The sequence below is a fragment of the Ochrobactrum sp. P6BSIII genome (genome assembly GCF_014138065.1).
Taxonomy (GTDB): Bacteria; Pseudomonadota; Alphaproteobacteria; order Rhizobiales; family Rhizobiaceae; genus Brucella.
Window position 1 is genome coordinate 147,272 of record NZ_JACGXB010000010.1, and the last position, 24,269, is coordinate 171,540.

Here is a 24,269-nt window from a genome sequence, read left to right on the forward strand (position 1 = left end):
TTCCGACGCTCCCGTCAGGCAAAACACCACGGCACTTGTTCGATCCGTTCAACGGCGCTTTGTGTGTTGGTTTGAACGCACATCTTTTCGAAAGCCGACTTGCGCATTTCTGGACATGCGTTCCGTCCGCAAAATTGTGCGACCAGTGAACGGTGAACTGGCGACCGAAAGATGGCGCAAGCCGACCGGCTTCGGGGCAGATTTTCACAAAACCGTGATTGAAATAAAAAAGCCGGAGCGAACGCTCCGGCCGGTTTCTCAAGGACTGAGACGTTCGTTTAATGCGTCTTGTTCATCGATTCCGACATTTTGCGCAGCACATTCAGTGCAACGCTCAATTCTTCATCAGTGACGCCTTCAAGCAGGTCCTCACGCACGTCGCCGGCGAGTTTCTCAACCTGCTCGGCAAGAACCTTGCCCTCTTCGGTCATCACGACACGCTTGGCGCGCCGGTCACCTTCGACGGTCTGGCGCTCGATGAACGACTGACGCTCCAGACCATCGAGCAGGCGAACCATGGTCGCATTCTCGATCTCCAGCGTTTCAGCCAGTTCCTTCTGATAAAGACCTTCCTGTTCAATCAGTGCCAGCAGCGTGCGCGCGCGCGCCAGTGTCAGGCCGCGCTCCTTTACCCTGGCGTCAAAAACGGTGCGAAGCTTGCGGTTCACCTTCGCCATGGCATCAATCATTTCTGCTCTGAGATCTGTCGTGCTCATATCCGATGCCTTATATATTAGTAAACTAACGATTGTGTTTCTGGATAAATGGCTCACGGTTCATTTTCAATGGTTACACGCGCAAGTCACGCAAGCGTGAAGTTTTTCCCTCAGCCTGGGGAGTAAAACCAAATAAGTTGTGCCTGAAGCCTGAATTTAAGAACCGAAATAACTTGAAAAACGAATAGTCGTTAAAAAGAAAAATATGCGCTGCAAATGAAACCAAAAAGAAAAGCGGACCAAAGTCCGCTTCTCCATAAAATCTGTGAATTTCTTAGCCAATCAGCCCGGTATAACCGCGCCCTGCAGCGTCATCAGCTGGTGCAGGAAGATTTCGGCCTTGGTGCGATGCTCCGGCGACGTCGCATCATCGAGCGCCTTGCGGGCTTCATCGATGCGGCGCGTAATGTCCGACGGCTCAATGGCGTCGACATGCGTTGCGGATTCGGCCAGCACGGTGCAGCTCTGCGGGGTAATATCGGCAAAACCACCGAAAACCACATAAGAGTCGGACTTGCCGTCGGCAAGCTTCACCGAAACGACTCCCGGCATGATCGTCGACATCAGCGGCGAATGACCGGCGAGAGCCGTCAGATAGCCTTCGCTACCCGGAATGACGACTTCCGTCACCTGCGCGGAAAGCAGGAGGCGTTCAGGCGACACGAGTTCGAATTGGAAAGCTTGAGCCATGGTTCTCACTTAAATCTCAAGAGCACGATCCCGAAACTGGAAACCGGTTTTCGAAAAAATCGTGCTCAAACAAATGAAGAGGTCGTCTCGGTGGGCCTGTCGGCCCACCGGGAAACTCAATTCATCAAGCGGCTTCGGCAGCCAGCTTCTTCGCCTTTTCGATCGCTTCTTCAATCGAGCCGACCATGTAGAAGGCCGGTTCTGGAAGATGATCGTATTCACCTGCGCAAAGGCCCTTGAAGCCCTTGATGGTGTCGGCGAGGTCAACCAGCTTGCCTGGCGAACCCGTGAAGACTTCAGCAACGAAGAACGGCTGCGACAGGAAGCGTTCGATCTTACGAGCGCGCGCAACGGTCAGCTTGTCGTCTTCCGACAGTTCGTCCATGCCGAGGATGGCGATGATGTCCTGAAGCGACTTGTAGCGCTGAAGGATCGACTGAACCTGACGGGCGACGGCGTAGTGTTCTTCACCAACGATCATCGGATCGAGCATGCGCGACGTGGATTCCAGCGGATCCACAGCCGGGTAAATACCCTTTTCAGCGATCGAACGGTTCAACGTGGTGGTCGCGTCCAAGTGAGCGAACGACGTTGCCGGTGCAGGGTCAGTCAAATCGTCGGCAGGAACGTAAATTGCCTGAACCGAGGTAATCGAACCCTTGGTCGTCGTGGTGATGCGTTCCTGCATCGCGCCCATGTCGGTTGCCAGCGTCGGCTGATAACCCACAGCGGAAGGAATACGGCCGAGAAGAGCCGAAAGTTCCGAACCAGCCTGCGTGAAGCGGAAGATGTTGTCCACGAAGAACAGAACGTCCTGGCCCTTGTCACGGAAGTTTTCGGCAACCGTCAGACCCGACAGAGCAACGCGAGCGCGCGCACCCGGAGGCTCGTTCATCTGACCGTAGACGAGTGCGGCCTTGGAGCCTTCACCGCCACCGAGCTTGTTAACGCCCGATTCGATCATTTCGTGGTAAAGATCGTTACCTTCACGGGTACGTTCACCAACGCCAGCGAATACCGAATAACCGCCGTGCGCCTTAGCAACGTTGTTGATCAGTTCCATGATGAGAACGGTCTTGCCGACTCCGGCACCGCCGAACAGACCAATCTTACCGCCCTTGGCGTAAGGAGCGAGAAGGTCGACGACCTTGATGCCCGTTACGAGGATTTCAGCTTCGGTCGACTGTTCGATATACTCAGGAGCTTCCTGGTGGATCGCACGACGGGCAGTGGTCTTGATCGGACCAGCTTCGTCAACCGGCTCGCCGATGACGTTCATGATGCGACCGAGGGTTTCTTCACCAACCGGAACCATGATCGGGTTGCCGGTGTCGCGCACTTCGTGACCGCGAACCAGACCTTCGGTCGAGTCCATGGCGATGGTGCGAACGGTGTTTTCGCCCAGATGCTGCGCAACTTCGAGAACCAGGCGGTTGCCCAGATTGTCGGTTTCCAGAGCGTTGAGGATCAGCGGAAGCTGACCGTCTTCGAACTGTACGTCGACAACAGCGCCGATGACCTGAGTGATCTTGCCGACTGCGCCGGTCGTTGCAGCCTTGGGAGCTGCAGGAGACTTGCTTGCCGGAGATTTGGCGGCAGCCGCCTTAGCCGGTGTAGCCTTGGCCGGAGCCTTCTTCGCCGCTGCCGGCTTTGCTTCGGCCGCGGCGGTAGTTTTCGGGGTCGCTGCTTTTGCCATCGATCCTTACCTTCCGTTAGCATGGTCCCGAAAAGTTGCAGACTTCCCGGATAGACCGTGCGGTAAACCCTAGAGCGCTTCCGCGCCCGAAATGATTTCGATCAGTTCCTTGGTGATCTGAGCCTGACGCTGACGATTATACGTGATCGACAACTTGTTGATCATGTCACCGGCATTACGCGTCGCATTGTCCATCGCGCTCATCTTCGCGCCCATTTCGCCCGCCACATTTTCCAAGAGAGCGCGGAAAATCTGGACCGAAATATTGCGCGGGATCAGCGTGCTCAGGATCGCCGCAGGATCAGGTTCGTACTCATAAATCGCATCGCCTGCAGTGTCCGCCTGCGCAACATCGCCAGCCGAAGCCGGAATGATCTGCTGTGCAGTCGGGATCTGTGCAATCACCGACTTGAATTCGGAATAGAACAGGGTGCAGACATCAAATGCGCCTTGTTCGAACAGCTCGATCACCTTGTGGCCGATCTGGTCGGCATGCACAAAAGCGAGCTGCTTGACTTCGCGCAAATTGACGTGGTCGATGATCAGAGAGGCAAATTCGCGACGCAGAATATCTGCGCCCTTCTTGCCGACCGTGATGATCTTGACCGTCTTGCCTTCAGCGAGGAGCTTGCGGGTATGATCGCGCGCCAGGCGTGCGATCTGCGAGTTGAAACCGCCGCAAAGGCCACGTTCTGCAGTGCAGACGACGAGCAGATGCACGTCGTCCTTACCCGTACCGGCCATCAATGCCGGTGCATCTTCGCCGCTGACATTCTGCGCGATATTCGCGAGAACGGCGCCCATGCGCTGCGAGTAAGGCCGTGCGGCCTCCGCAGCTTCCTGGGCACGGCGCAGCTTCGCCGCGGCGACCATCTGCATCGCCTTGGTGATTTTCTGCGTCGCCTTGACCGAGGCGATACGGTTTCTCAGATCCTTTAGTGAAGGCATCCGTTCATCCCGTCACAAAATTCAAGCAAAAGACTTGGCGAACGCGTCGACCGCTGCCTTGAGCTTTGCTTTGATGTCGTCGGTGAGCGCCTTCTGATCGCGGATCGCATCCAGCACATCCTTGTGCTCGGTGCGCAGCGAAGAAAGAAGACCTGCTTCGAACTTGCCAACCTGGTTGACGGCGATCTTGTCGAGATAGCCATTCACGCCGGCGAAAATCACGGCAACCTGTTCTTCCGTCTTGAGCGGCGAGAACTGCGGCTGCTTGAGAAGCTCGGTCAGACGTGCGCCGCGGTTCAGCAAACGCTGGGTCGAGGCATCGAGATCCGAACCGAACTGTGCGAAAGCGGCCATTTCACGATACTGGGCGAGCTCGCCCTTGATCGAACCGGCAACCTGCTTCATGGCCTTGACCTGAGCCGAAGAACCAACGCGCGAAACCGACAGACCGACGTTAACAGCCGGGCGGATACCCTGATAGAACAGGTTGGTTTCGAGGAAGATCTGGCCGTCGGTGATCGAGATCACGTTGGTCGGAATGAAGGCCGAAACGTCGTTGCCCTGGGTTTCGATGACCGGCAGAGCCGTCAGCGAGCCAGCGCCGTTTTCGTCGTTGAGCTTTGCAGCGCGCTCGAGAAGACGCGAGTGCAGATAGAAAACGTCGCCCGGATAAGCTTCACGGCCCGGAGGACGACGAAGCAGAAGGGACATCTGACGGTAAGCAACAGCCTGCTTGGACAGATCGTCATAACCGATGAGAGCGTGCTGACCGTTGTCACGGAAGTATTCGCCCATTGCGCAACCTGCGAACGGAGCGAGGTACTGCATCGGAGCCGGATCGGAAGCGGTAGCAGCGATAACGATCGAATATTCGAGAGCGCCGCGTTCTTCGAGAACCTTGACGAACTGAGCAACAGTCGAACGCTTCTGGCCGATAGCAACGTAAACGCAATAAAGCTTTTCGCTGTCCGGGCCGTTGTCGTGGATCGGCTTCTGGTTCAGGAAGGTGTCGAGAATGATGGCGGTCTTGCCGGTCTGACGGTCACCGATGACCAGCTCGCGCTGACCACGACCAACCGGGATCAGAGCGTCAACAGCCTTGAGGCCGGTCGACATTGGCTCATGAACCGACTTGCGCGGGATGATGCCCGGTGCCTTCACGTCGACGCGGCGACGCTCGGTAGCAACGATTGGGCCCTTGCCGTCGATCGGGTTGCCGAGAGCGTCAACGACGCGGCCCAGCAGGCCCGGACCAACCGGCACGTCAACGATGGCGCCGGTACGCTTAACGACGTCGCCTTCCTTGATGTCACGGTCGGCACCGAAGATAACGACACCAACGTTGTCGTTTTCAAGGTTGAGCGCCATGCCGCGAATGCCGCCGGGGAATTCGACCATTTCACCAGCCTGAACATTGTCCAGACCATAGACGCGAGCAATACCGTCGCCGACGGACAGAACCTGACCGACCTCGGAGACCTCAGCCTCCTTGCCGAAGTTCTTGATTTGCTCTTTCAGGATAGCGGAAATTTCCGCAGCGCGGATGTCCATCAGCCGACCTCTTTCAGTGCAAGCTTGAGAGAAGATAGTTTGGTGCGAAGGGACGTGTCGATCTGACGCGAACCCATCTTGACGATAAGACCGCCGAGGATCGACGGATCGACGGTGACGTTAATCGTCACGTCCTTGCCGGCCACGCTCTTCAGCGTTGCCTTCAATTCGTTTTCCTGCGCAGCGGTGAGCGCATGCGCGGAAGTGACATCGGCGGAAACTTCTCCGCGATGTTCAGCAGCAATCTTGTGGAATGCGGCGATAATGCCCGGCAGGGCGAAAAGGCGGCGGTTCGCTGCGACGACGCGCAGGAGATTTCCGACCAGACCCGTGATGCCCGCCTTGTCGGCAATGGCGCCGATCGCATGGAGCTGGTCTTCCGAAGAAAATACCGGACTGGAGATCAGACGCTTGAGGTCCTCGCTTCCGCTCAGAAGCGCCTCGAAACGAACAAGATCTTTCTCCACAGCAGCAACGGACTTGGCTTCGAGCGCCAGCTCGAAAAGCGATCCGGCGTAACGCTGTGCCACACCTGAAATGAGCGAAGACGTTTCAGCCACGAACAACCTGCTCTCTACGTTGAAACCATCCTTTTGGGGCCCATTATTGCTCAGGACGCCAAGCCGATGATTTTATTGAATGTTTCCGGAAAACCACTGACGCGCGAGCACGTCAACACCGAAATGTGATTGCCGTCTAGCATAGACGAACAGGACTCGCAACACGCGAATCCCGCACTTTTGTGTAAGTTTTGTCGCGTTTTCAGATCAAAAAAGTCGCAGGGTTAACCGATGAAGCCAAAAGCGTAGAGCAATGGCCCGGCGGCCAGAAGGAATTCTACAATTCCTGCCAACCAGTTATAGATAGTGCCGCCCCTATCGGACATCATCGAGATGAAGCGACCGAACAGCGCAAAGCCCCATGCCACACCCAAAACGATCCACAGGTAGGGCTGTGCAAAGATGAGAGCGCCAAGACCGAGAGCGAGATAAGGACCAGCCAGCACCGCGCGGATGGAGCTGAAGGCTTCCGGACGGGCATTGATCGGCTGCAACCGCAACAGCTTCATGGTGATGCCGGGCGCGAAAAGCATGACAATGCCCGCAAAGGCGGTCACGGCTGCCGAGCTCCAGGCGAGCCATTCGCCGGTCGTGGTGGGAAGATAGAATTCCATCGTATTCACCTTCTTCGTTTTAGGCCCTATAGCGGATAATTCTCCGAGATTCCATGCCGGTTCCGGTCACAAGAAACTCTGGGGATCTATGTCCACTTGAACGCGGATAGACCCTCGTTCCTTTGGCGAAGCCGCCAGCAAAGCGCGGATAAAGGATTGAATATCCGCGCGTTTTGTCCCGTGGATCAATATCCGGAAACGATGCCTTCCGCGCACCAGCGCCAGCGGTGCTTCGGCTGGACCGAGCACCGAAATCTCCGAAGAGGACGGTGCTGCACGACGAAGGGCGCGGGCATGATTTTCAGCATCCGGACGATTATCGGCAGAGATGATCAGCGCGGCCAGCCGCCCGAATGGCGGCAGCGCGCTACGCTCCCGCTCCTCGATCTCGCGAGCATAAAACGCCTCGGTATCGCCGCTGACGATGGCGCGCATAACCGGATGATCCGGCTGGTAAGTCTGGATCAGACCGAGACTCTTGCGGCCCGTTCGGCCTGCGCGCCCGGTCACCTGATTGAGAAGCTGGAAGGTACGTTCGGCGGCGCGCGGGTCGCCATTGGCCAGCCCCAGATCGGCATCCACCACGCCCACCAGCGTCATATTGGGGAAATTGTGCCCCTTGGCGACAAGCTGGGTGCCGATGACGATATCCGCCTCACCCTTCGCAATGGCATCGAGTTCCAGACGCAGCCGCTTCACGCCTCCCGCCATATCAGACGAAAGCACTATGATTCGCGCGTCGGTGAAGGTCGCCGCAACTTCTTCCGCGATGCGTTCTACGCCCGGACCGCAGGCGACCAGATGATCAAGGGTGCCGCATTCCGGGCAGGCTTCGGGCGTCGGCTCGTGATAGCCGCATTGATGGCACATCAACTGGCCGCGAAAGCGATGCTCGACCAGCCAGCTTGAACATTGCGGACACTGGAAGCGATGGCCGCAGACGCGGCACAAGGTCAGCGGCGCGTAACCACGACGGTTGAGGAACAGCAGCGCCTGTTCGCCGCGCTCCACCGTCTTGCCGACGGCTTCGGTAAGCGCAGGCGACAGAAAGCGCCCCGGCGGCGGCGGTGAGCGCCGCATGTCGATGGTCTTCAGATCGGGAAGCGCAGCTTCCGCATAGCGCCCGTAAAGCTTGATTCGCTTGTAACGGCCCTGATCCGCATTGACCTGACTTTCGATCGAGGGCGTGGCCGAGGCAAGCACCACTGGAAAGCCGCCAATGTGGCCGCGCACGACAGCCATATCGCGGGCATTGTAGAAGACCCTGTCTTCCTGTTTGTAAGCCGGATCATGTTCCTCGTCGACGATGATCAGGCCCAGTTCCTTGAAGGGCAGAAACAGCGCGGAGCGTGCGCCTGCGACCACGCGCACCGTACCTTCCGTGACCTGACGCCAGACACGCTCACGCGTGCGTGGCGCAAGGTCGGAATGCCATTCGGCGGGCTTGGCTCCAAACCTGTTGTGGAACCGGTCGAGAAACTGCTGCGTCAGGGCGATTTCCGGCAGGAGAATCAGCACCTGCTTGCCCTGCTCCAATGCCTTGGCGACGGCTTCGAAATAAACTTCGGTCTTGCCGGAGCCAGTGACACCATCAAGAAGCGAAACGGAAAAACAGTCTGCCGCGACGGAATCAGAGAGCATTTCTGCTGCTGCCTGCTGGTCTTCCGAAAGCGTCGCGCGGGCATATTCCGTATCCGGTTTCGCCACCACGGCGGGCGGCGGCAGCATCACTTCCTCGAAAATGCCTTGCGCCTTCAACCCTTCCACGACCGTCGTCGAAACACCAGCCGCATGGGCCAGGCCGGATCGCGTCCAGGCAAGCCCGTCGCGAGCAAGCTCCATCACTCGCGCACGGGCGTCGGTCATGCGTTCTGGCTCGCCGCCTGAATAGCGCAAGCCCGGTACCGATGGCTCGGGATCGAAGGCCGCAGGCACGCGCAATACCATGCGCGCCACCATGCCGGGCGGAGAAAGCGTATAGTCCGCTGCCCAGCGCATGAAACGAAGCATCTCGCTATCCACCGGCGGACAATCGAAAACTTCAGAAATAGATCGCAATTTTTTGGCATCGACCGCATCGGTTTCGCCTTCGCAGACGATACCCGCAACTTCACGCGGTCCGAGAGGGACGCGCACGATCGACCCGGGCTGGACGTTCATGCCCTCCGGGACCATATAAGAATAAGGCCGTTCTGCTGGCATAGGCACCAACACCGGAACCACGCGCGGCGCGAGGCTCGGAAAGAGGCCTTGAACGGGGTTAGCAATATCGTGCGAATCTTTCGACATGATCGCGTGACCTTGGCGCGGCTTTGCGCTAAAGAAAAGCCACCTTCCGGGACTTAAATGGATTTAGCTCCCAAAAACCACCCGCGCTCATTATGGAGGAACGCTGTTATGAAGTTTTTCGTGGACACTGCGGACGTCAAGGAAATCCGCGAACTGAACGACCTCGGACTGGTCGATGGCGTGACCACCAACCCGTCCCTCATCCTGAAGTCGGGTCGTGATATCATTGAAGTTACCAAGGAAATCTGCTCCTTCGTCAAGGGCCCGGTTTCGGCTGAGGTTGCTGCGACCGAGTATGAGCAGATCATGAAGGAAGCGGCCGTCATCTCCAAGATCGCAGACAATATCTGCATCAAGCTGCCGCTGACGCTCGACGGCCTCAAGGCTTGTAAGGCCCTGACCTCGGACGGCCACAAGACCAATGTGACCCTCTGCTTCTCGGCCAATCAGGCACTGCTCGCCGCCAAGGCCGGCGCGACCTTCGTTTCGCCGTTCATCGGCCGTATCGACGATATGGGCGTCAACGGCATGGAACTGATCGCCGAAATCCGCACGATCTTCGACAATTACGATTTCCGCACCGAAATTCTTGCCGCTTCGGTTCGTACCGTCAATCACGTCAAGGAAGCAGCGCTTATCGGCGCCGATGTCGTGACCGCACCTCCGGCAACGCTGAAGGCGCTCGTCAAGCATCCGCTGACCGACAAGGGCCTCGAAACCTTCCTCGCCGATTGGGCGAAGACCGGCCAGAAGATCGCCTAATCAGCGATCTTGCCAGACAGATGGAAGGCGGGCTTATGGCCCGCCTTTTTTATTGCGGCTCACTATTCCAGAACCGTCTCGCCATCCTGCTTGCTCACGCGGATCGGCCTGCTGCCGCATTGCTCGGCAATGGCTTGGGCGAGCGCGCTGGAATGGGTCACCACCCAGATCTGGCTGCGTTCGGATGCCTGCGCGATCATTCTGGCCAGTGACGGGATCATATCCGGGTGCAGGCTCGCCTCGGGCTCGTTCAGCGCAACCAGCGGCGGCAGACGATAGGACAGAAGCGCGCCGGCCAGCGCCAGCAGGCGAATCTGTCCGTCCGATAATTCACCGGGACGAAAAATGCGGGGCGGGAAAGCCGGGAAATTCAGACCGAAACTGGCGGTTTCCTCCGGATAGGGAACGACCAGTTGAGCGCCATCCAGCGCCTCTGCGATAAAACGGTCGAGATCGACCGTATCCTGACGGATATGAGCAAGCGTGGCGAAGACTGAGGCGAGATTGCCGCCATCCTCGTCCAGCATTGCCGCTGTGGCCGCGATGGAAGGCTGACGCGCCGGTGCGTCGCGATCGCTTCTGAAGCCGTGATAAAAGCGCCATCCGCGCATTTGCGCCGAGAGGTCGCCGATTTCCGGATAATGCCCCGACTGGCCGAGCACCGCCAGCCCGCTTTCCGATGTCAGAAGCCGCGCGGGATGCTCAATGCGCCGCCCCTCCCCGTCGCGGGCAAAAACCGCCGGGCCGCGCCGATCCATGAGATCGACCGGGCGGCGACCTGTATCGAGATTGAGCTGCTCTTCCTTGATCTGCGGCTCGAACGGAAAGGCTCCGGATACTGGTGGCGGCAAACCCGCCTCGATCCGATAGGACAGGCGCGATGCCAGCCTTTCATCCTCGAAATCCGCTTCCAGAATAATCCGCGCCGATTCGTGCTTGCGACGACCGCCGCTCCACATGGCCGACTGCATGCCGCCTTCCCGGACAATCTCTGTCGAAAAATTGCCTTCAGCAGCCGCCTTGATCAGTTGCAAAGCCCGATAGAGATTGGATTTGCCAGCGCCGTTTTCACCGACGAACACCGTCACCTGCCCAAGATCAAACCGGACAGAACGCAGCGAACGATAGCCTTTGGCCGAAAAGGAAACGAGGCGCATGATCTCCGCAACAGGCTAACACAATAAAGGGCGGCACAAACCGTGCCGCCCTTTATATCGATCTTGATACGAACCACAAATTCCAATCAACCAGCCAAGGCTGTTACGTACAGTCCGGGCTGAGAGCCGATTGTGCTTTGCCGGCGCATTATTCCCATTTCATCTCGCCCTTGATGACCTTGGCCCCCAGTTCCAGGCTGCTTTCGCCACCGAGATCCGGATAGCGCTTCTTCATCGCGGCGATAAGCTCTGCGCTGTCCTTGGCCTTCGCGGCCTCTTCATCAAACGCAGCGATATAATCACGGGTGAATTTGATCGCAGAAACATCGGTTGCAGAACCAGCCTTCATGTGGGCGGGGACAACGACTTCAGGATTGCGTGCGGCAATCGCATCCAGCGTCTTGATCCAAGCTTCTCGCTGCGCCAGGTCTGGCGTATCGGCCAGCCAGATATGTTCGCCTGCGCCGATCAGAACACCACCGAACACGGCCTTCAGCGATGGCACCCAGAGATAGCGGCGGTTCTTCATGCCTTCAGCCGGAACAACCTCGATCTCGTTGCCTTCCAGCGTGAGTGTCTTCTCATCCGATGCCTGCGGCAGAACAAGATCGGACAGGCTCTGCGGACCATTCTCCTTGAGTTGCGGTCCCCAGACCTTCAGCTTTGTCTCGACATTGCCGTTGATGGCTGCAACGGCCTCAGGGGCAGCAATGATTTTGACATCCGGGAAAGCCGACTGGATTTCACGCAGATTGAAATAATAGTCGGGATCGCTCTGGCTGACATAGACCGTGGTCAGCTTCTTGCCGGTTTCCTTGATCTTCTCGGCAACCGCCTTGCCATCGGAGAAGGTGAAACCACCATCGAGAAGAATGGCCTCTTTCTCTCCGGTCAACAGAACCGGTGTCCGGTTGAAGCCATTCTCGTCGGCCTGAAAAAACTGCCACTTCAGCGGTGCCGCTTTTTCCTGTGCCGCTGCCGGGCCAGCAACGGCGAGCCCCGCCACGCCTATTGCCGCAAAGACCGCGCCTCGCAAAACGTCTGAAAATCGCATCATCTGAATACTCCTGAAATTATGATTGAACCGACGGCAATACCGAGCGGCTTTCGTGCATGACGCTTCGGGCAAGTCCCTTCCCATTTTTCGCGTCACGCCTCGGGCAATATGCAAATTGTAAATTAGTTCATTTGAAACAAGGAGTTATAAAAATGTTTGCAGGGAACAGCGATGTTACCTTGCTGAATTCCTTGAGCCTTTTTGCAATAAAAGAAATAAAAAAAAGCGGCGCTTGGAAGCGCCGCTTTTTGGATTTCAGACCAAAGAACCGATCAGAGCTTCGAGAGCTTCTGCGCCAGTGCTAGGAAAACCTGCTCGGCCAGCTCTTCTGCTGCACGCTTGCGCGCATCGCGTTCTGCACGAAGGTTTGCGAATTCCTGACGCGGACGATCGAAGGAAGCGCCCGTCGTGCGTGTACCCGTGGCAAGCGGCTTGCCGTCCTTGTCACGCAGCACGAAATTCGACGTCGCCTTGACAATACCAGCCGATGGACGGCCCGTACGGTCGGTCTGATCGCCGATATCCACGCTCACGGCGGAAATCGTACTCGTTCTCAAGCCGAGGCTGAGACGATACATCGGATTGGCTGGCTCGCCAGCACCACCGCCCAACAGGAAGATGAGGCGATTGCGAACCTGCTGACCATATACGTCATGAGCCGCATCAACGGACACGGAAGCAAGCTTGGTACGCATATCCGGCGTCACGCTGCCACCGATCGAACCACCAGCGCCGCCGCCCGACGAATAAAGCGGCTGCACCGTGCAGGCAGCCAGAAGAGCCGCAGCTCCCACAGCCACAAAAGCGACGCGGAAAGTCTTGATTGCGGAGAGGAAACGATCAGGCAACGACATTGACGATCCTTTGCGGCACCACGATAATCTTCTTCGGCGAGCCCCCGTTGAGCGCAGCCTTGACGAAGTCAAGTTCGAGCACCGCCTGTTGGATGCTAGCTTGATCAGCGTCGCGGGCGATTGTCAAATCCCCACGCTTCTTGCCGTTGATCTGCACGGGCATCACAATCTCGTTTTCCACCACCAATGCGGCATCGAATGCCGGCCATGGCGCGCGGGCGACCAACGTTTCCTGTCCGGCGATTTTGCCGCCCAGTTCCGTCAGGCACTGTTCGGCCAGATGCGGCATCATCGGCGCGAGCATCTGGATGAGCTTTTCCGTGGCGTCACGAACGGCGCCCTTCAGCTCGTCATCGGCCTTGTCCGAGGCGACAAGCTGCAACGGTGCTGCAAGCGCATTCACCAGCTCATAAAGACGCGCAACGCCGCGATTGAAGGCGAGCTTTTCAATATCGTCGCCAACAGCGTTGACCGTCTTGTGCACGGCCTTGGAAACGGCAAGGGCTTCGCCCTGCGAACCGGTCTTGGGCGCAACATCTTTCAGATGCTCGGCCGCTTCCGACACCAGACGCCAGACGCGCTGCACGAAGCGATGCGCACCTTCAGCACCTGCTTCCGTCCAGATCACGTCACGCTCAGGCGGCGAATCGGACAGCATGAACCAGCGCGCAGTATCTGCACCATAAGAAGAGATGATATCGTCGGGATCGACGACATTCTTCTTCGACTTCGACATTTTCTCGATGGAACCGATTTCGACCGGCGCGCCGCTATCCAGCAGGGTTGCCGTGCGTTTGCCGTCAGCGTCCTCGATGCGGATATCGGCAGGCGCAACCCACTGGCCATCGGCCCTGTAGGTTTCGTGGACGACCATGCCCTGCGTGAACAGGCCCTTGAAAGGCTCGTCCAGACCGACATGACCTGTAGCCTTCATGGCGCGGGTGAAGAAGCGCGAATAGAGCAGATGCAGGATCGCGTGTTCGACACCGCCAATATACTGGTCGACCGGCAGCCAGCGATCAGCAATCGCACGATCCGTCGGCTCGTTTTCCCAAGGAGCCGTGAAGCGCGCATAGTACCAGGACGAATCGACGAACGTATCCATCGTGTCCGTCTCGCGACGGGCTTCGCCGCCGCATTTCGGGCACTTCACATGACGCCACGTGGCGTGACGGTCCAGCGGATTGCCCGGATGGTCGAAATCGACATCATCCGGCAGCTTGACCGGCAGGTCGGCGCGCGGCACCGGATTGACGCCACAGCTCTCGCAATGGATCATCGGGATCGGGCAGCCCCAATAGCGCTGGCGCGAAATGCCCCAGTCGCGCAGACGGAACTGCACCTTGCGAGCCGCCTGCGGCTGATTGCCGAGCGTGGACTGTTCCAGACGGTTTGCGACCTCGTTGAAGGCTGCTTCCGGCGTCAAACCATCGAGGAAGCGCGAATTGATCATCACACCGTCATCGGTATAAGCCGTGTCGGTGATGGCAAAAGTCGCAGCATCGTCGCCCTTCGGCAGAACGACCGGTGTTACCTTCAGCGCATATTTGTTGGCGAAATCCAGATCGCGCTGATCATGTGCAGGGCAGCCGAACACAGCGCCTGTGCCATATTCCATCAATACGAAATTGGCGACATAGACCGGCAGCTCCCAGTTCTCGTCGAACGGATGCTTGACCTTGACGCCAGTATCGAAGCCCTTCTTTTCAGCGGTTTCAAGCGCTGCAAGTGAGGTGCCATGCTGGTGGCATTCTTCGATGAAGCCGGTGAGCGACGCATTGTTTTCTGCAAGCTTCTTGGCCAGCGGATGATCGGCAGAAATCGCGACAAAAGCCGCGCCGAACAGCGTGTCCGGACGCGTCGTGTAAACCTCGATCTCCGAGAAGCCTTCCGGCGCCGTCTTGCCGTCGAGCGCGAAACGAACCTGCAAGCCTTCCGACTTGCCGATCCAGTTGCGCTGCATCAGGCGAACTTTTTCCGGCCATTGGTCAAGCGTATCGAGACCGGCCAGCAACTCTTCGCTGAAATCAGTGATCTTGAAGAACCACTGCGTCAGTTCGCGCTGTTCGACCAGCGCGCCAGAGCGCCAGCCGCGACCATCCACCACCTGCTCATTGGCAAGCACGGTATTGTCGACCGGATCCCAGTTGACCTTGGAGGTCTTGCGCGTCACCAGACCTTTTTCGAACAGGTCGATGAACAGCATCTGCTGACGGTGATAATATTCCACATCGCAGGTCGCGAATTCGCGCGACCAGTCGAGCGACAGGCCCATGGACTTGAGCTGGCGCTTCATCGTGTCGATGTTCTGGTAGGTCCATTCCTTCGGATGCACCTTGTTCTGCATCGCCGCGTTTTCCGCAGGCATGCCGAACGCGTCCCAGCCCATCGGATGGAGCACATTGAAACCCTTGGCACGCTTGTAGCGGGCGACGACATCGCCCATCGCATAGTTGCGCACATGGCCCATATGGATGCGCCCCGATGGATAGGGGAACATCTCAAGCACATAATACTTCTCGCGCGGATCGCTGTTGTCCGTTTCGAAAGTCCGGTTTTCTTCCCAGACTTTCTGCCAGTGAGCTTCCGCCACGCGCGGATTATAACGTTCGGCTGCCATGTCCGTATTTACTCGTACGAAGGTGATGCAATAAGGAGAGTCGATATTTAATGGCGACCTTCACCACGTATTGGCGAAAGCGTCAACCTTTTGCGGATGAAAAGCCTGAAAGCGAGAGTTTCATGTCAGATATCGTCACGAACCTGAACACGGTCAAGGCCGCAATCGCCACTGCCGAAAAAGAAGCGCATCGTAACAAAGGCTCGGTCACGCTCGTCGCCGTGTCGAAAACCTTCGATGCGGATGCGATCCGCCCGGCGCTCGATGCCGGACAGCGCGTCTTCGGCGAAAATCGCGTGCAGGAAGCGCAAGCCAAATGGCCTGAACTGCGCGATGATTATTCCGGCGTTGAACTGCATCTGATCGGTCCTCTGCAATCGAACAAGGCCGCCGATGCCGTTGCCCTGTTCGACGTCATTGAAACGGTTGACCGCGAGAAGATCGCAGCAGCCCTTGCCGACGAGATCAACAAGCAGGGTAAGAGCCCGAAACTCTATGTGCAGGTCAATACGGGTCTGGAAGAGCAGAAGGCCGGCATTGCACCGAAGGATGCCGTTGCCTTTGTCGCCCGCTGCCGCAGCGAACATGGCCTCGCCATCGAAGGACTGATGTGCATTCCACCGGCAGATGAAAATCCGGGACCGCATTTTGCCCTGCTGGAAAAGCTCGCCCGCGAGGCTGGTGTTGAAAAGCTCTCCATGGGCATGTCGGGCGACTATGAAACCGCCATCGGCTTCGGCGCAACTTCGGTTCGTGTCGGCTCGGCGATTTTTGGCGGACGTTCCTATACGTCTCCGGCCTGAACCTCACTGTGCGCTTTGATGCGACCGATGATCCGCGTATAGACCCAGGCAAGCGCAATCGCCACGGCGCATCCAAGCGCGATTTCGACAAGCCTTGAAAGGGCGAGCAGCAACTCCTCATTGCGCGTCTGGGCAAAGCGTCCCGCATCCATGACAATCACCACGGTTGCGGGCGCCAGCCGCCAGTTGATCGGATATTTGTCGATCATCAGGATGAGCAGCACCGTCAATGCCGCGCCGAACAGGCTGGCCAGCGGAGAATAACCGAATATCCAGATCGTCAGCATCCCGATGGAACAACCGACCGCCGTGTTGATCGCCCGCGCCTGCGCCAATGCCAGTGTCGCCCGCACATCCGGATCGGAAATGATCAGGACGGTAATCACGGCCCAGATCGGATGCTCAATCCCCACCCAGTGAAGCGCGAACCAGCAAATAAGGCAACCGAGCAATGTCTTCGAGGCATAAAGCAGTGCCTTGCCCGGATTGGTCAGATGCGGAAGCGTCATATGGCCTCGGTTGCCTGTTTGCTCACATTATCGATCAGTGCAGAACGATCTCCCCTTGCACATTCCTCCAGTCCGATGGGCCGAGCAAGCGGCAATGCGTATAGGTCACCGAATGCAGCGGCCCGTCGATCTCCCGTTTCCAGAACTCGATAAAATGGTGCAGCACCGGAAATTCCGGTGCGACATCATATTCCTGCCAGACAAACAGCTGAAGCAGATGCGGATGGTCCGGCATGTGGTAGAAGAGTTTTGCCGTCGTCAAACCATAACCGGCGAGTTGCAGTTCGAAGGCCGATTTCGCGTGAAAAGCGGACGTCGTCATGGCGATTTCCCCTTTTTGTGAAGAGCCATATATTCGGCTCCTGGATTTGAGATAATCACTCCAAATGGTTTTTAAAGTGTAAAAACAATATGTTAGCAACAAATGGCTATGAGTGCTGCCAATTCAAAGATTTAGCCTGCGTCATTGTGGACGGGAGACGCACCAATCGTCTAATTTACCTTCACAGCTTAGGAAGCTAGATAAGACCCAACAGTGGTTACGAACCACGCACTGACGAGAGGACGTTGGTGAAACTTGGAGGAAATGATGTCGGAAAAGCTTTACCCCGTACTGCCGGAGGCAAAGAAGAACACGCTCATTGACAATGAGACCTACCTCGAATGGTACAAGGAAAGCGTGAGCGATCCGGATGGCTTCTGGGCCAAGCACGGTCGCCGCATCGACTGGTTCAAGCCTTTCACCAAGGTCAAGAACACCGATTTCAACGGCGATGTATCCATCAAGTGGTATGAGGACGGCGTTACCAACGTCTCCTACAACTGTATCGACCGTCACCTGAAGAGCCGTGGCGACAAGGTCGCCATCATCTGGGAAGGCGACAACCCCTATATCGACAAGAAGATCACCTATCGCGAGCTTTATGAAAACGTTTGCCGCTTGGCGAATGTGCTCAAGAAGCACGGCGTCAAGAAGGGCGACCGCGTTACGATCTATTTGCCGATGATCCCGGAAGCCGCCTATGCCATGCTCGCCTGCGCGCGCATCGGCGCAGTGCATTCTGTGGTTTTCGCAGGCTTCTCGCCGGAAGCGCTGGCTGGTCGTATCGTCGATTGTGAGTCCACTTTCGTCATCACCGCCGATGAAGGCGTGCGTGGCGGCAAGCCGGTTCCACTAAAGGAAAACACCGACACCGCCATCGACATTGCCGCCAAGCAATATGTCATGGTCAACAAGGTGCTGGTCGTGCGCCGCACCGGCGGCAAGGTCAGCTGGGGTCGTGGTCGCGATCTCTGGTATCATCAGGAAGTCGCCAGCGTCGAACCGCATTGCGAACCGGAACCGATGAATGCGGAAGATCCGCTGTTCATCCTCTACACCTCCGGCTCCACCGGCAAGCCGAAGGGCGTGCTGCACACCACTGGCGGTTATCTGGTCTATGCCTCGATGACCCATCAATATGTCTTCGACTATCATGACGGCGACACCTATTGGTGCACGGCGGATGTGGGTTGGGTCACCGGCCATTCCTATATCGTCTATGGTCCGCTGGCCAATGGTGCCACGACGCTGATGTTTGAAGGCGTGCCGAATTTCCCCGATCAGGGCCGGTTCTGGGAAGTCATCGACAAGCATCACGTCAACATCTTCTATACGGCACCGACGGCGATCCGTGCATTGATGGGCGCTGGCGATGAATTCGTCACGCGTTCTTCCCGCTCATCACTGCGCCTGCTCGGCTCGGTTGGCGAGCCGATCAATCCGGAAGCCTGGGAATGGTATTATCATGTGGTCGGCGATGAAAAGTCGCCCATCGTCGATACCTGGTGGCAGACGGAAACCGGCGGCATTCTGATCACGCCGCTGCCCGGCGCAACCGATCTCAAGCCCGGCTCCGCCACGCGGCCGTTCTTCGGCGTCAAGCCGCAGCTCGTGGATAATGAGGGCAATGTGGTCGATGGCGCGACCGACGGCAATCTCTGCATCACCGACAGCTGGCCGGGCCAGATGCGCACGCTTTATGGCGACCACAAGCGCTTCATCGAGGCTTACTTCTCCACCTATAAGGGCAAGTATTTCACCGGTGACGGCTGCCGCCGCGATGAGGACGGTTATTACTGGATTACCGGTCGCGTCGATGACGTGCTGAATATTTCCGGCCACCGTCTTGGCACGGCGGAAATCGAATCGGCACTCGTCTCGCATCATTCGGTTTCGGAAGCAGCCGTTGTCGGCTATCCGCACCCGATCAAGGGACAGGGCATTTATTGCTACGTCACCTTGATGACGGGCGCTGAGGCGCAGGATGCTGATGAGCTGCGCAAGGAGCTGACCCAGCATGTGCGCAAGGAAATCGGCCCTATCGCGACACCGGACAAAATCCAGTTCGCGCCCGGCCTGCCGAAGACCCGCTCGGGCAAGATCATGCGCCGTATCCTGCGCAAGATCGCCGAGGACGATTTTGGCTCACTGGGCGACACGTCGACTCTCGCCGATCCAGGCGTCGTGGATGATCTGATCGCCAACCGTCAGAACAAAAAGTAAAACAAGAAGGCCGGGAATTTCCCGGCCTTCTTGCTTATCCTGCTACCGCCAAAGCTTGGTGAGATTTTCGGTCCTGCATGCCGAAAATCGTGGTCTTCGAGGACCGGAGCGGAGTGTACTTAAGTACATGAGCACCGGAAGCGCAGAAGAACGCGATTTGCAGGCCGCAGGAGCGGGAATATCCCAAGCTTACGAGCTTAGAAGTCGATCGTGCGCCCCTTGATCTCCCAATCGCCGAAACGCGCCGGGTCCTTACCGCCGCGCCCGCCGATTTCACGCGGGGCTTTGGCATTCGTTTCGGCAGCGCGGCGTTCTTCCGCTTCCTTGAGGGCGCGCTGGGCAGCCGGAGGCAGATCGTCAAACTTGCGCGGCGCAGCGTTCTCGTCGATGTCGGTTTCGTTGCGTTTATCGGTCATCCGCTGAAGTCCTATTATTGAAGCGCAGGCTTTTGATACCCATCATATAGGCAGGAATAGTAGGGACGCAAAACCCTGTTTGAGATAAACTCTCGCTGAATTGGAGACCACGACGCATGAATATGACGAAAACTGCCATGCTGATTGCTCTCATGACAGTCATGTTCATGAGCATCGGTTATTTGCTGGGCGGCGGCGGCGGCATGATGATCGCGCTGGTGTTTGCGATCGGCATGAACCTGTTCGGCTATTGGAACTCCGACAAAATGGTGCTGCGCATGTACAATGCGCAGCAGGTGGATGAGCGCACAGCCCCGGATTATTACCGCATGGTGAGCGGGCTTGCCGCCAATGCCGGTCTGCCCATGCCGAAGGTCTTCATCATTCACGAAGACCAGCCCAATGCTTTTGCCACCGGGCGTAACCCCGAAAATGCAGCCGTCGCCGCCACAACCGGTCTTCTCCAGCGCCTGACGCCGGAAGAAGTCGCAGGCGTCATGGCGCACGAGCTGGCGCATGTGCAGAACCGCGACACGCTCACCATGACCATCGTGGCGACGCTGGCCGGTGCCATTTCGATGCTCGGCAACTTCGCTTTCTTTCTTGGCGGCAACCGTGAAAATGGCAATGGCGTCATTGGTGTCATCGGCACTATTCTGGCGATGATTGTCGCGCCCTTTGCCGCAATGATCGTTCAGATGGCCGTCAGCCGTACCCGCGAATACGCTGCCGACAAGCGCGGCGCGGAAATCTGCGGCAATCCGCTGTGGCTGTCTTCTGCGCTCAACAAGATCGCGCGCAGCGCCAAGGTTACCGTCAATGAAAATGCCGAACACAACCCGGCAACCGCGCATATGTTCATCATCAATCCGTTGAGCGGACGCGGTGCTGACAATCTTTTCTCGACCCACCCGGACACCGATAATCGTATCGCAGCGCTTGAACAGCTGGCCGGAGAAATGGGTATTCGCTCAGCCGGAATGGCTCCCCGCGCTGCTGCCCCTTCCCAAAGTAGTGGTCCATGGGGTAATGCAGGCGATAACAACAGTGGCGGTTCCGGCTATCGGGGCCCATGGTCCTAAAAGCGTATCCCAAAAAGCGCCAAGCGGTTTTTGGATGAGATCCGCGCCAGATAAAGTAGAACAGCGTGAACGATAAGAAACCCGCGCCAAAACGCGGAAACAACAAGCCGTTAGTACAGAGCAATGTGGTGGATCGTCCTGGCTTGCCGGCGCGCCAATGTGCGGCGCGTCTGCTGGGTGCAGTGATTGAAAAGAACACCTCGCTCGACGGACTGACCGACAACAGCCATGGCCACCCGCAATATCTGGCGCTGGAACCGCGTGACCGCGCGCTGGTGCGCGCAATTCTGGGCGCAAGCCTGCGCAATCGCGGCGCTATCGAACGGGCCATTTCGAAGCGTCTCGACCGGCCATTGCCGGAAAACGCCGTCGCACTGAAGCACCTGCTGCATGTCGCCGTCGCGCAGATTTTCTATCTCGACCTTCCCGACCATTCGGCGGTGGATCTGGCGGTGGAAGCCGCCAATGGCGATCCGCGCAACCGCAAATATGCCGGTCTGGTCAACGCATTGCTGCGCCGTCTGTCGCGCAACAAGGAACGCGCGCTCGCACACACATTGCTACCGGAAGGCAATGTGCCTGAATGGTTTTCCAAGAGCATCGTCGATGCTTACGGCCCGGAAAAAGCCGCAGCCATCTTCGCCATGCATGCCTATGAGCCGCCGATCGATTTCACCGTGAAGGGTGATCCCAAAGTCTGGGCCGAGAAACTCGGCGGCATTGCGTTGCCGAGCGGCTCCGTTCGCGTACAGACCGTTGAAGGCGCACTGACCGATCTTCCCGGCTTTGCCGAAGGCGACTGGTGGGTGCAGGATGTGGCGGCAAGTCTGCCTGCGCGCCTGATGGGCGACATCAAAGGCAAACGCGTCGCCGATCTTTGCGCAGCACCGGGCGGCAAGACCGCCCAGCTCGTGCAGCAAGGTGCCGATGTAACCGCGCTCGATCTGTCTGAAAACCGATTGAAGCGTTTGCGCGGCAATCTGGAACGCCTTGGTTACGAGGCGAAGACCGTTGCGACCAACCTGATGGATTTCGCGCCGGAAGAGCTTTTCGATGCTGTTCTTCTTGATGCGCCCTGCTCGTCCACCGGCACGGTGCGTCGTCATCCCGACGTTCCTTGGACAAAGACGCCGCAAGATATCACCAAGCTTGCCGACCTTCAGGGCAAACTGCTGGCCCATGCCGCAACGCTGGTGAAGCCGGGCGGCGTGATCGTCTTTTCCAATTGCTCGCTGCATCCGCTTGAAGGCGAGGAAATGGCTCGCAAGGCGGCGGAAAATCCGATGCTGGAACCCCACCCGATCACCCTTGATGATTGTCCCGGTCTTGAAGGGCTGTTCACCAGCGAAGGCTATCTGCGCTCCACGCCAGCCGATCTGCCAGCGGACCGTTTCGACGGCGATCCGCATATGGCGGGCATGGACGGTTTCTTCGCAGCACGCTTCAAGCGGCGCTCGTGAGCCTGATCTAGCCCGCTTCAAGCCGAGCAAATCGTAAAAATTGTCATAACGGGCAGCGATACCCGTTATGGTTAACGCTCGATTCACCATTCTATAGAATTGTAAAGAAGGCCGGAATTCTGATCCGGCCTGAAGGATTAGAGCATTTCCAGCAAAAGTGCGAAGCGGTTTTGCGTTGGATAATGCGTAAACACAATGACAAACGATACGGAGAAAGACCGGGTGGCAGTCGCCCTCAGCGAAACCCCTCACCTTTGGGGACTGGCCGTTGCACAGGCGTGGCGCAAGTTTAGTCGCCGCCTGCGTATGGGGCCGCTTTACAGCTGGCGCTTCACCGGCTTTACGCCCGACCGTATCCTGATTGCACCGCCGGATCTGCGCGTCGCCGACCCGCAGCTGGCGCAGGAATTTTATCACGGGCGCTTTGCGCTTGCGGGCCGCCTTGTCGAAACCGGCGGGCTTTCGCCCTTTGCCGTCGAGCCACCGACACCCGAATGGGAAGCCGCGCTGCAAAGTTTCGGCTGGCTGCGTCATCTGAAAAGCGCAAACAGCGAACTGGCAACCGCCAATGCGCGAGCACTTGTCGATGACTGGATGCGCATGTTCGGCAAGCGCATTGGTGGTCTCGCCTGGGCGCCGGAAGTGACGGCGCAGCGTATTATCGCCTGGCTGCAACATTCCAATCTGATCCTCTCCGGCGCAGAAATGCCCGCTTATCGCAAGTTCATGCGCTCTCTCGCCATGCAGGTCCGCTATCTGCGCACTGTGGCGGGCGCGATGGACGACGGCGAAGAGCGGCTGCGGGCGCGCATCGCGCTGGCTTTCGCGGCCCTCGCATTGCCGGTTTCGCCACCGACCGCGCGTGCGGCCCGACGCAATCTCGAATATGAGCTGAAGCGCCAGATTTTGCCCGATGGCGGGCATATTTCGCGCAATCCGGTTACGGTGCTGGAGCTTTTGGCTGATCTTCTGCCCCTGCGCCAGACCTATGCCAACGGCACAGAATCCCCGCCAAAGGCCCTGATCGAGGCAGTTGAGCGCATGCTGCCCGCATTGCGCTTCTTCCGACATCAGGATGGCAGCCTTGCGCTGTTCAACGGCGTCGGACCGACCATGCCGGAGCGCATCATTTCCGTGCTACGCCATGATGAAACCGCTGGGTCACCACTGACCCACGCGCCCTATTCCGGTTATGAACGTCTTTCCATGGGATCGACGACAATCATCGCCGATACGGGCCTGCCGCCGCCGGTGACCGCTTCGCGGGACGCCCATGCGGGCTGCCTCGCTTTTGAAATGTCCTCCGGACGCCAGCGCTATATCGTCAATTCCGGCATCGACCGTTTCGGCCCGCCGGAATTTCGTCCATTGGGACGTTCGACCGCCGCCCATTCGACAGCGACCATCAACGACACATCGTCATGCCGGTTTAGTCTCAATGCAGGCCTTTCCAATATGATCGGCACGCCGATCATTGCCGGGCCAACGCGCGTGCAGCGCGACCGCATCGAGGAAATGGGCCGTCAGGGCTTTGTGGCGAGCCATGACGGCTATGCGCGCCTATTCGGCATTTATCATGAGCGCCGGCTGGTACTCTCGCACAATGGCAGCGTCATTCAGGGCGCCGACCGCTTCTATCGCGGCGACGGGCGACCGCTGAAATCCAACGGACGTGACAATATTGCGGTGCGGTTCCATCTGCACCCCACGGTCGATATTTCCTATGATGAAAATGGCCTGATCGTCCTGTCTGCTGACCGGGACGACACATGGGTTTTCTCCTGTTTCGAAGTCGCGCCGCAACTGGAAGATACGATCTTCTTCGCTGGTTTCCGCGGGCCTGTCACGTCCAAGCAGATCGTGCTGTCTTTCCCGGCTTCCGAACTGCCGGAAATCAACTGGCAGTTCAGCCGCGTGGCGCTGGGCAGCTACGTCTAAGC

21 protein-coding genes are annotated in these 24,269 nt (G+C 57.9%); 6 read left to right on the forward strand and 15 right to left on the reverse strand.

All coding sequences use genetic code 11. The features are described from left to right. Positions 1-278: 278 nt before the first annotated feature. The 8 genes from FHW00_RS15515 to FHW00_RS15550 all read right to left on the reverse strand — a co-directional run bounded on the left by FHW00_RS15515 (position 279) and on the right by FHW00_RS15550 (position 9,064). Entirely contained in the window at positions 279-716 is a 438-nt protein-coding gene (locus tag FHW00_RS15515) for a MarR family winged helix-turn-helix transcriptional regulator (protein ID WP_078339546.1), read from the reverse strand. 282 nt (positions 717-998) lie between these two features. Then, entirely contained in the window at positions 999-1,406 is a 408-nt protein-coding gene (locus FHW00_RS15520; protein WP_078339547.1) for a F0F1 ATP synthase subunit epsilon, read from the reverse strand. A gap of 124 nt (positions 1,407-1,530) precedes the next feature. After that, the gene (atpD, locus tag FHW00_RS15525) at positions 1,531-3,102 is read right to left on the reverse strand and encodes a F0F1 ATP synthase subunit beta (RefSeq protein WP_078339548.1); all 1,572 of its coding nucleotides are present in this window, start codon (positions 3,100-3,102) and stop codon (positions 1,531-1,533) included. Positions 3,103-3,171: 69 nt separating this feature from the next. Next, the gene (locus FHW00_RS15530) at positions 3,172-4,050 is read right to left on the reverse strand and encodes a F0F1 ATP synthase subunit gamma (RefSeq protein ID WP_078339549.1); all 879 of its coding nucleotides are present in this window, start codon (positions 4,048-4,050) and stop codon (positions 3,172-3,174) included. Positions 4,051-4,071: 21 nt separating this feature from the next. Continuing rightward, the gene (gene atpA / locus FHW00_RS15535; protein WP_078339550.1) at positions 4,072-5,601 is read right to left on the reverse strand and encodes a F0F1 ATP synthase subunit alpha; all 1,530 of its coding nucleotides are present in this window, start codon (positions 5,599-5,601) and stop codon (positions 4,072-4,074) included. Then, entirely contained in the window at positions 5,601-6,161 is a 561-nt protein-coding gene (locus FHW00_RS15540; protein ID WP_078339551.1) for a F0F1 ATP synthase subunit delta, read from the reverse strand. The genes atpA and FHW00_RS15540 overlap by 1 nt, the downstream gene beginning before the upstream one ends. A gap of 224 nt (positions 6,162-6,385) precedes the next feature. After that, entirely contained in the window at positions 6,386-6,775 is a 390-nt protein-coding gene (locus FHW00_RS15545) for an AGROH133_08824 family phage infection protein (protein WP_078339552.1), read from the reverse strand. A 66-nt stretch (positions 6,776-6,841) separates the two neighbouring features. Next, on the reverse strand, positions 6,842-9,064 hold the full coding sequence (locus tag FHW00_RS15550; protein ID WP_113534755.1) for a primosomal protein N': 2,223 nt from the start codon (positions 9,062-9,064) through the stop codon (positions 6,842-6,844). A 108-nt stretch (positions 9,065-9,172) separates the two neighbouring features. Between FHW00_RS15550 and fsa the strand changes: the two genes are divergently transcribed. After that, complete coding sequence (fsa, locus tag FHW00_RS15555) at positions 9,173-9,826, forward strand: fructose-6-phosphate aldolase (RefSeq protein ID WP_078339553.1); 654 nt, start codon at positions 9,173-9,175, stop codon at positions 9,824-9,826. Between the two features lie 62 nt (positions 9,827-9,888). Here fsa and FHW00_RS15560 read toward each other — a convergent pair whose 3' ends face one another. The 4 genes from FHW00_RS15560 to leuS form a co-directional block, all read right to left on the reverse strand. Beyond that, positions 9,889-10,983 carry an AAA family ATPase gene (locus FHW00_RS15560; protein WP_078339554.1) on the reverse strand — a complete coding sequence of 365 codons (1,095 nt, stop codon included), beginning with the start codon at positions 10,981-10,983 and terminating at the stop codon, positions 9,889-9,891. Between the two features lie 148 nt (positions 10,984-11,131). Then, positions 11,132-12,037, reverse strand: a complete 906-nt coding sequence (locus FHW00_RS15565) for an MBL fold metallo-hydrolase (protein ID WP_445557951.1) — start codon at positions 12,035-12,037, stop codon at positions 11,132-11,134. Between the two features lie 275 nt (positions 12,038-12,312). Then, a complete protein-coding gene (lptE, locus tag FHW00_RS15570) occupies positions 12,313-12,894 on the reverse strand; it encodes an LPS assembly lipoprotein LptE (RefSeq protein ID WP_078339556.1) in 582 nt (193 codons plus the stop codon). Further along, entirely contained in the window at positions 12,881-15,514 is a 2,634-nt protein-coding gene (gene leuS / locus FHW00_RS15575) for a leucine--tRNA ligase (protein ID WP_078339557.1), read from the reverse strand. The genes lptE and leuS overlap by 14 nt, the downstream gene beginning before the upstream one ends. Positions 15,515-15,636: 122 nt before the next feature. Between leuS and FHW00_RS15580 the strand changes: the two genes are divergently transcribed. Beyond that, the gene (locus FHW00_RS15580; RefSeq protein WP_078339596.1) at positions 15,637-16,317 is read left to right on the forward strand and encodes a YggS family pyridoxal phosphate-dependent enzyme; all 681 of its coding nucleotides are present in this window, start codon (positions 15,637-15,639) and stop codon (positions 16,315-16,317) included. On the opposite strand, the gene FHW00_RS15585 is transcribed toward FHW00_RS15580, so the two are convergent. Both FHW00_RS15585 and FHW00_RS15590 read right to left on the reverse strand, forming a co-directional pair. Next, positions 16,299-16,826, reverse strand: a complete 528-nt coding sequence (locus FHW00_RS15585; RefSeq protein ID WP_078339558.1) for an FUSC family protein — start codon at positions 16,824-16,826, stop codon at positions 16,299-16,301. The two genes, FHW00_RS15580 and FHW00_RS15585, sit on opposite strands and share 19 nt — an antisense overlap. A 34-nt stretch (positions 16,827-16,860) precedes the next feature. Further along, a complete protein-coding gene (locus FHW00_RS15590; protein WP_078339559.1) occupies positions 16,861-17,148 on the reverse strand; it encodes an usg protein in 288 nt (95 codons plus the stop codon). Between the two features lie 267 nt (positions 17,149-17,415). Here FHW00_RS15590 and acs point away from each other — a divergent pair, with 267 nt between their 5' ends. Then, on the forward strand, positions 17,416-19,371 hold the full coding sequence (gene acs, locus FHW00_RS15595) for an acetate--CoA ligase (RefSeq protein ID WP_078339560.1): 1,956 nt from the start codon (positions 17,416-17,418) through the stop codon (positions 19,369-19,371). Positions 19,372-19,568: 197 nt separating this feature from the next. Here the strand turns inward: acs and FHW00_RS15600 are convergent, their stop codons facing one another. Beyond that, entirely contained in the window at positions 19,569-19,787 is a 219-nt protein-coding gene (locus FHW00_RS15600) for a DUF1674 domain-containing protein (protein ID WP_078339561.1), read from the reverse strand. A gap of 116 nt (positions 19,788-19,903) precedes the next feature. Between FHW00_RS15600 and htpX the strand changes: the two genes are divergently transcribed. From htpX to FHW00_RS15615, 3 genes are all read left to right on the forward strand, one after another. Beyond that, the gene (gene htpX, locus FHW00_RS15605; protein ID WP_078339562.1) at positions 19,904-20,869 is read left to right on the forward strand and encodes a zinc metalloprotease HtpX; all 966 of its coding nucleotides are present in this window, start codon (positions 19,904-19,906) and stop codon (positions 20,867-20,869) included. Positions 20,870-20,934: 65 nt separating this feature from the next. Beyond that, the gene (locus tag FHW00_RS15610; RefSeq protein ID WP_078339563.1) at positions 20,935-22,329 is read left to right on the forward strand and encodes an RsmB/NOP family class I SAM-dependent RNA methyltransferase; all 1,395 of its coding nucleotides are present in this window, start codon (positions 20,935-20,937) and stop codon (positions 22,327-22,329) included. 195 nt (positions 22,330-22,524) lie between these two features. Then, on the forward strand, positions 22,525-24,267 hold the full coding sequence (locus tag FHW00_RS15615) for a heparinase II/III family protein (RefSeq protein ID WP_078339564.1): 1,743 nt from the start codon (positions 22,525-22,527) through the stop codon (positions 24,265-24,267). Positions 24,268-24,269: the final 2 nt, after the last annotated feature.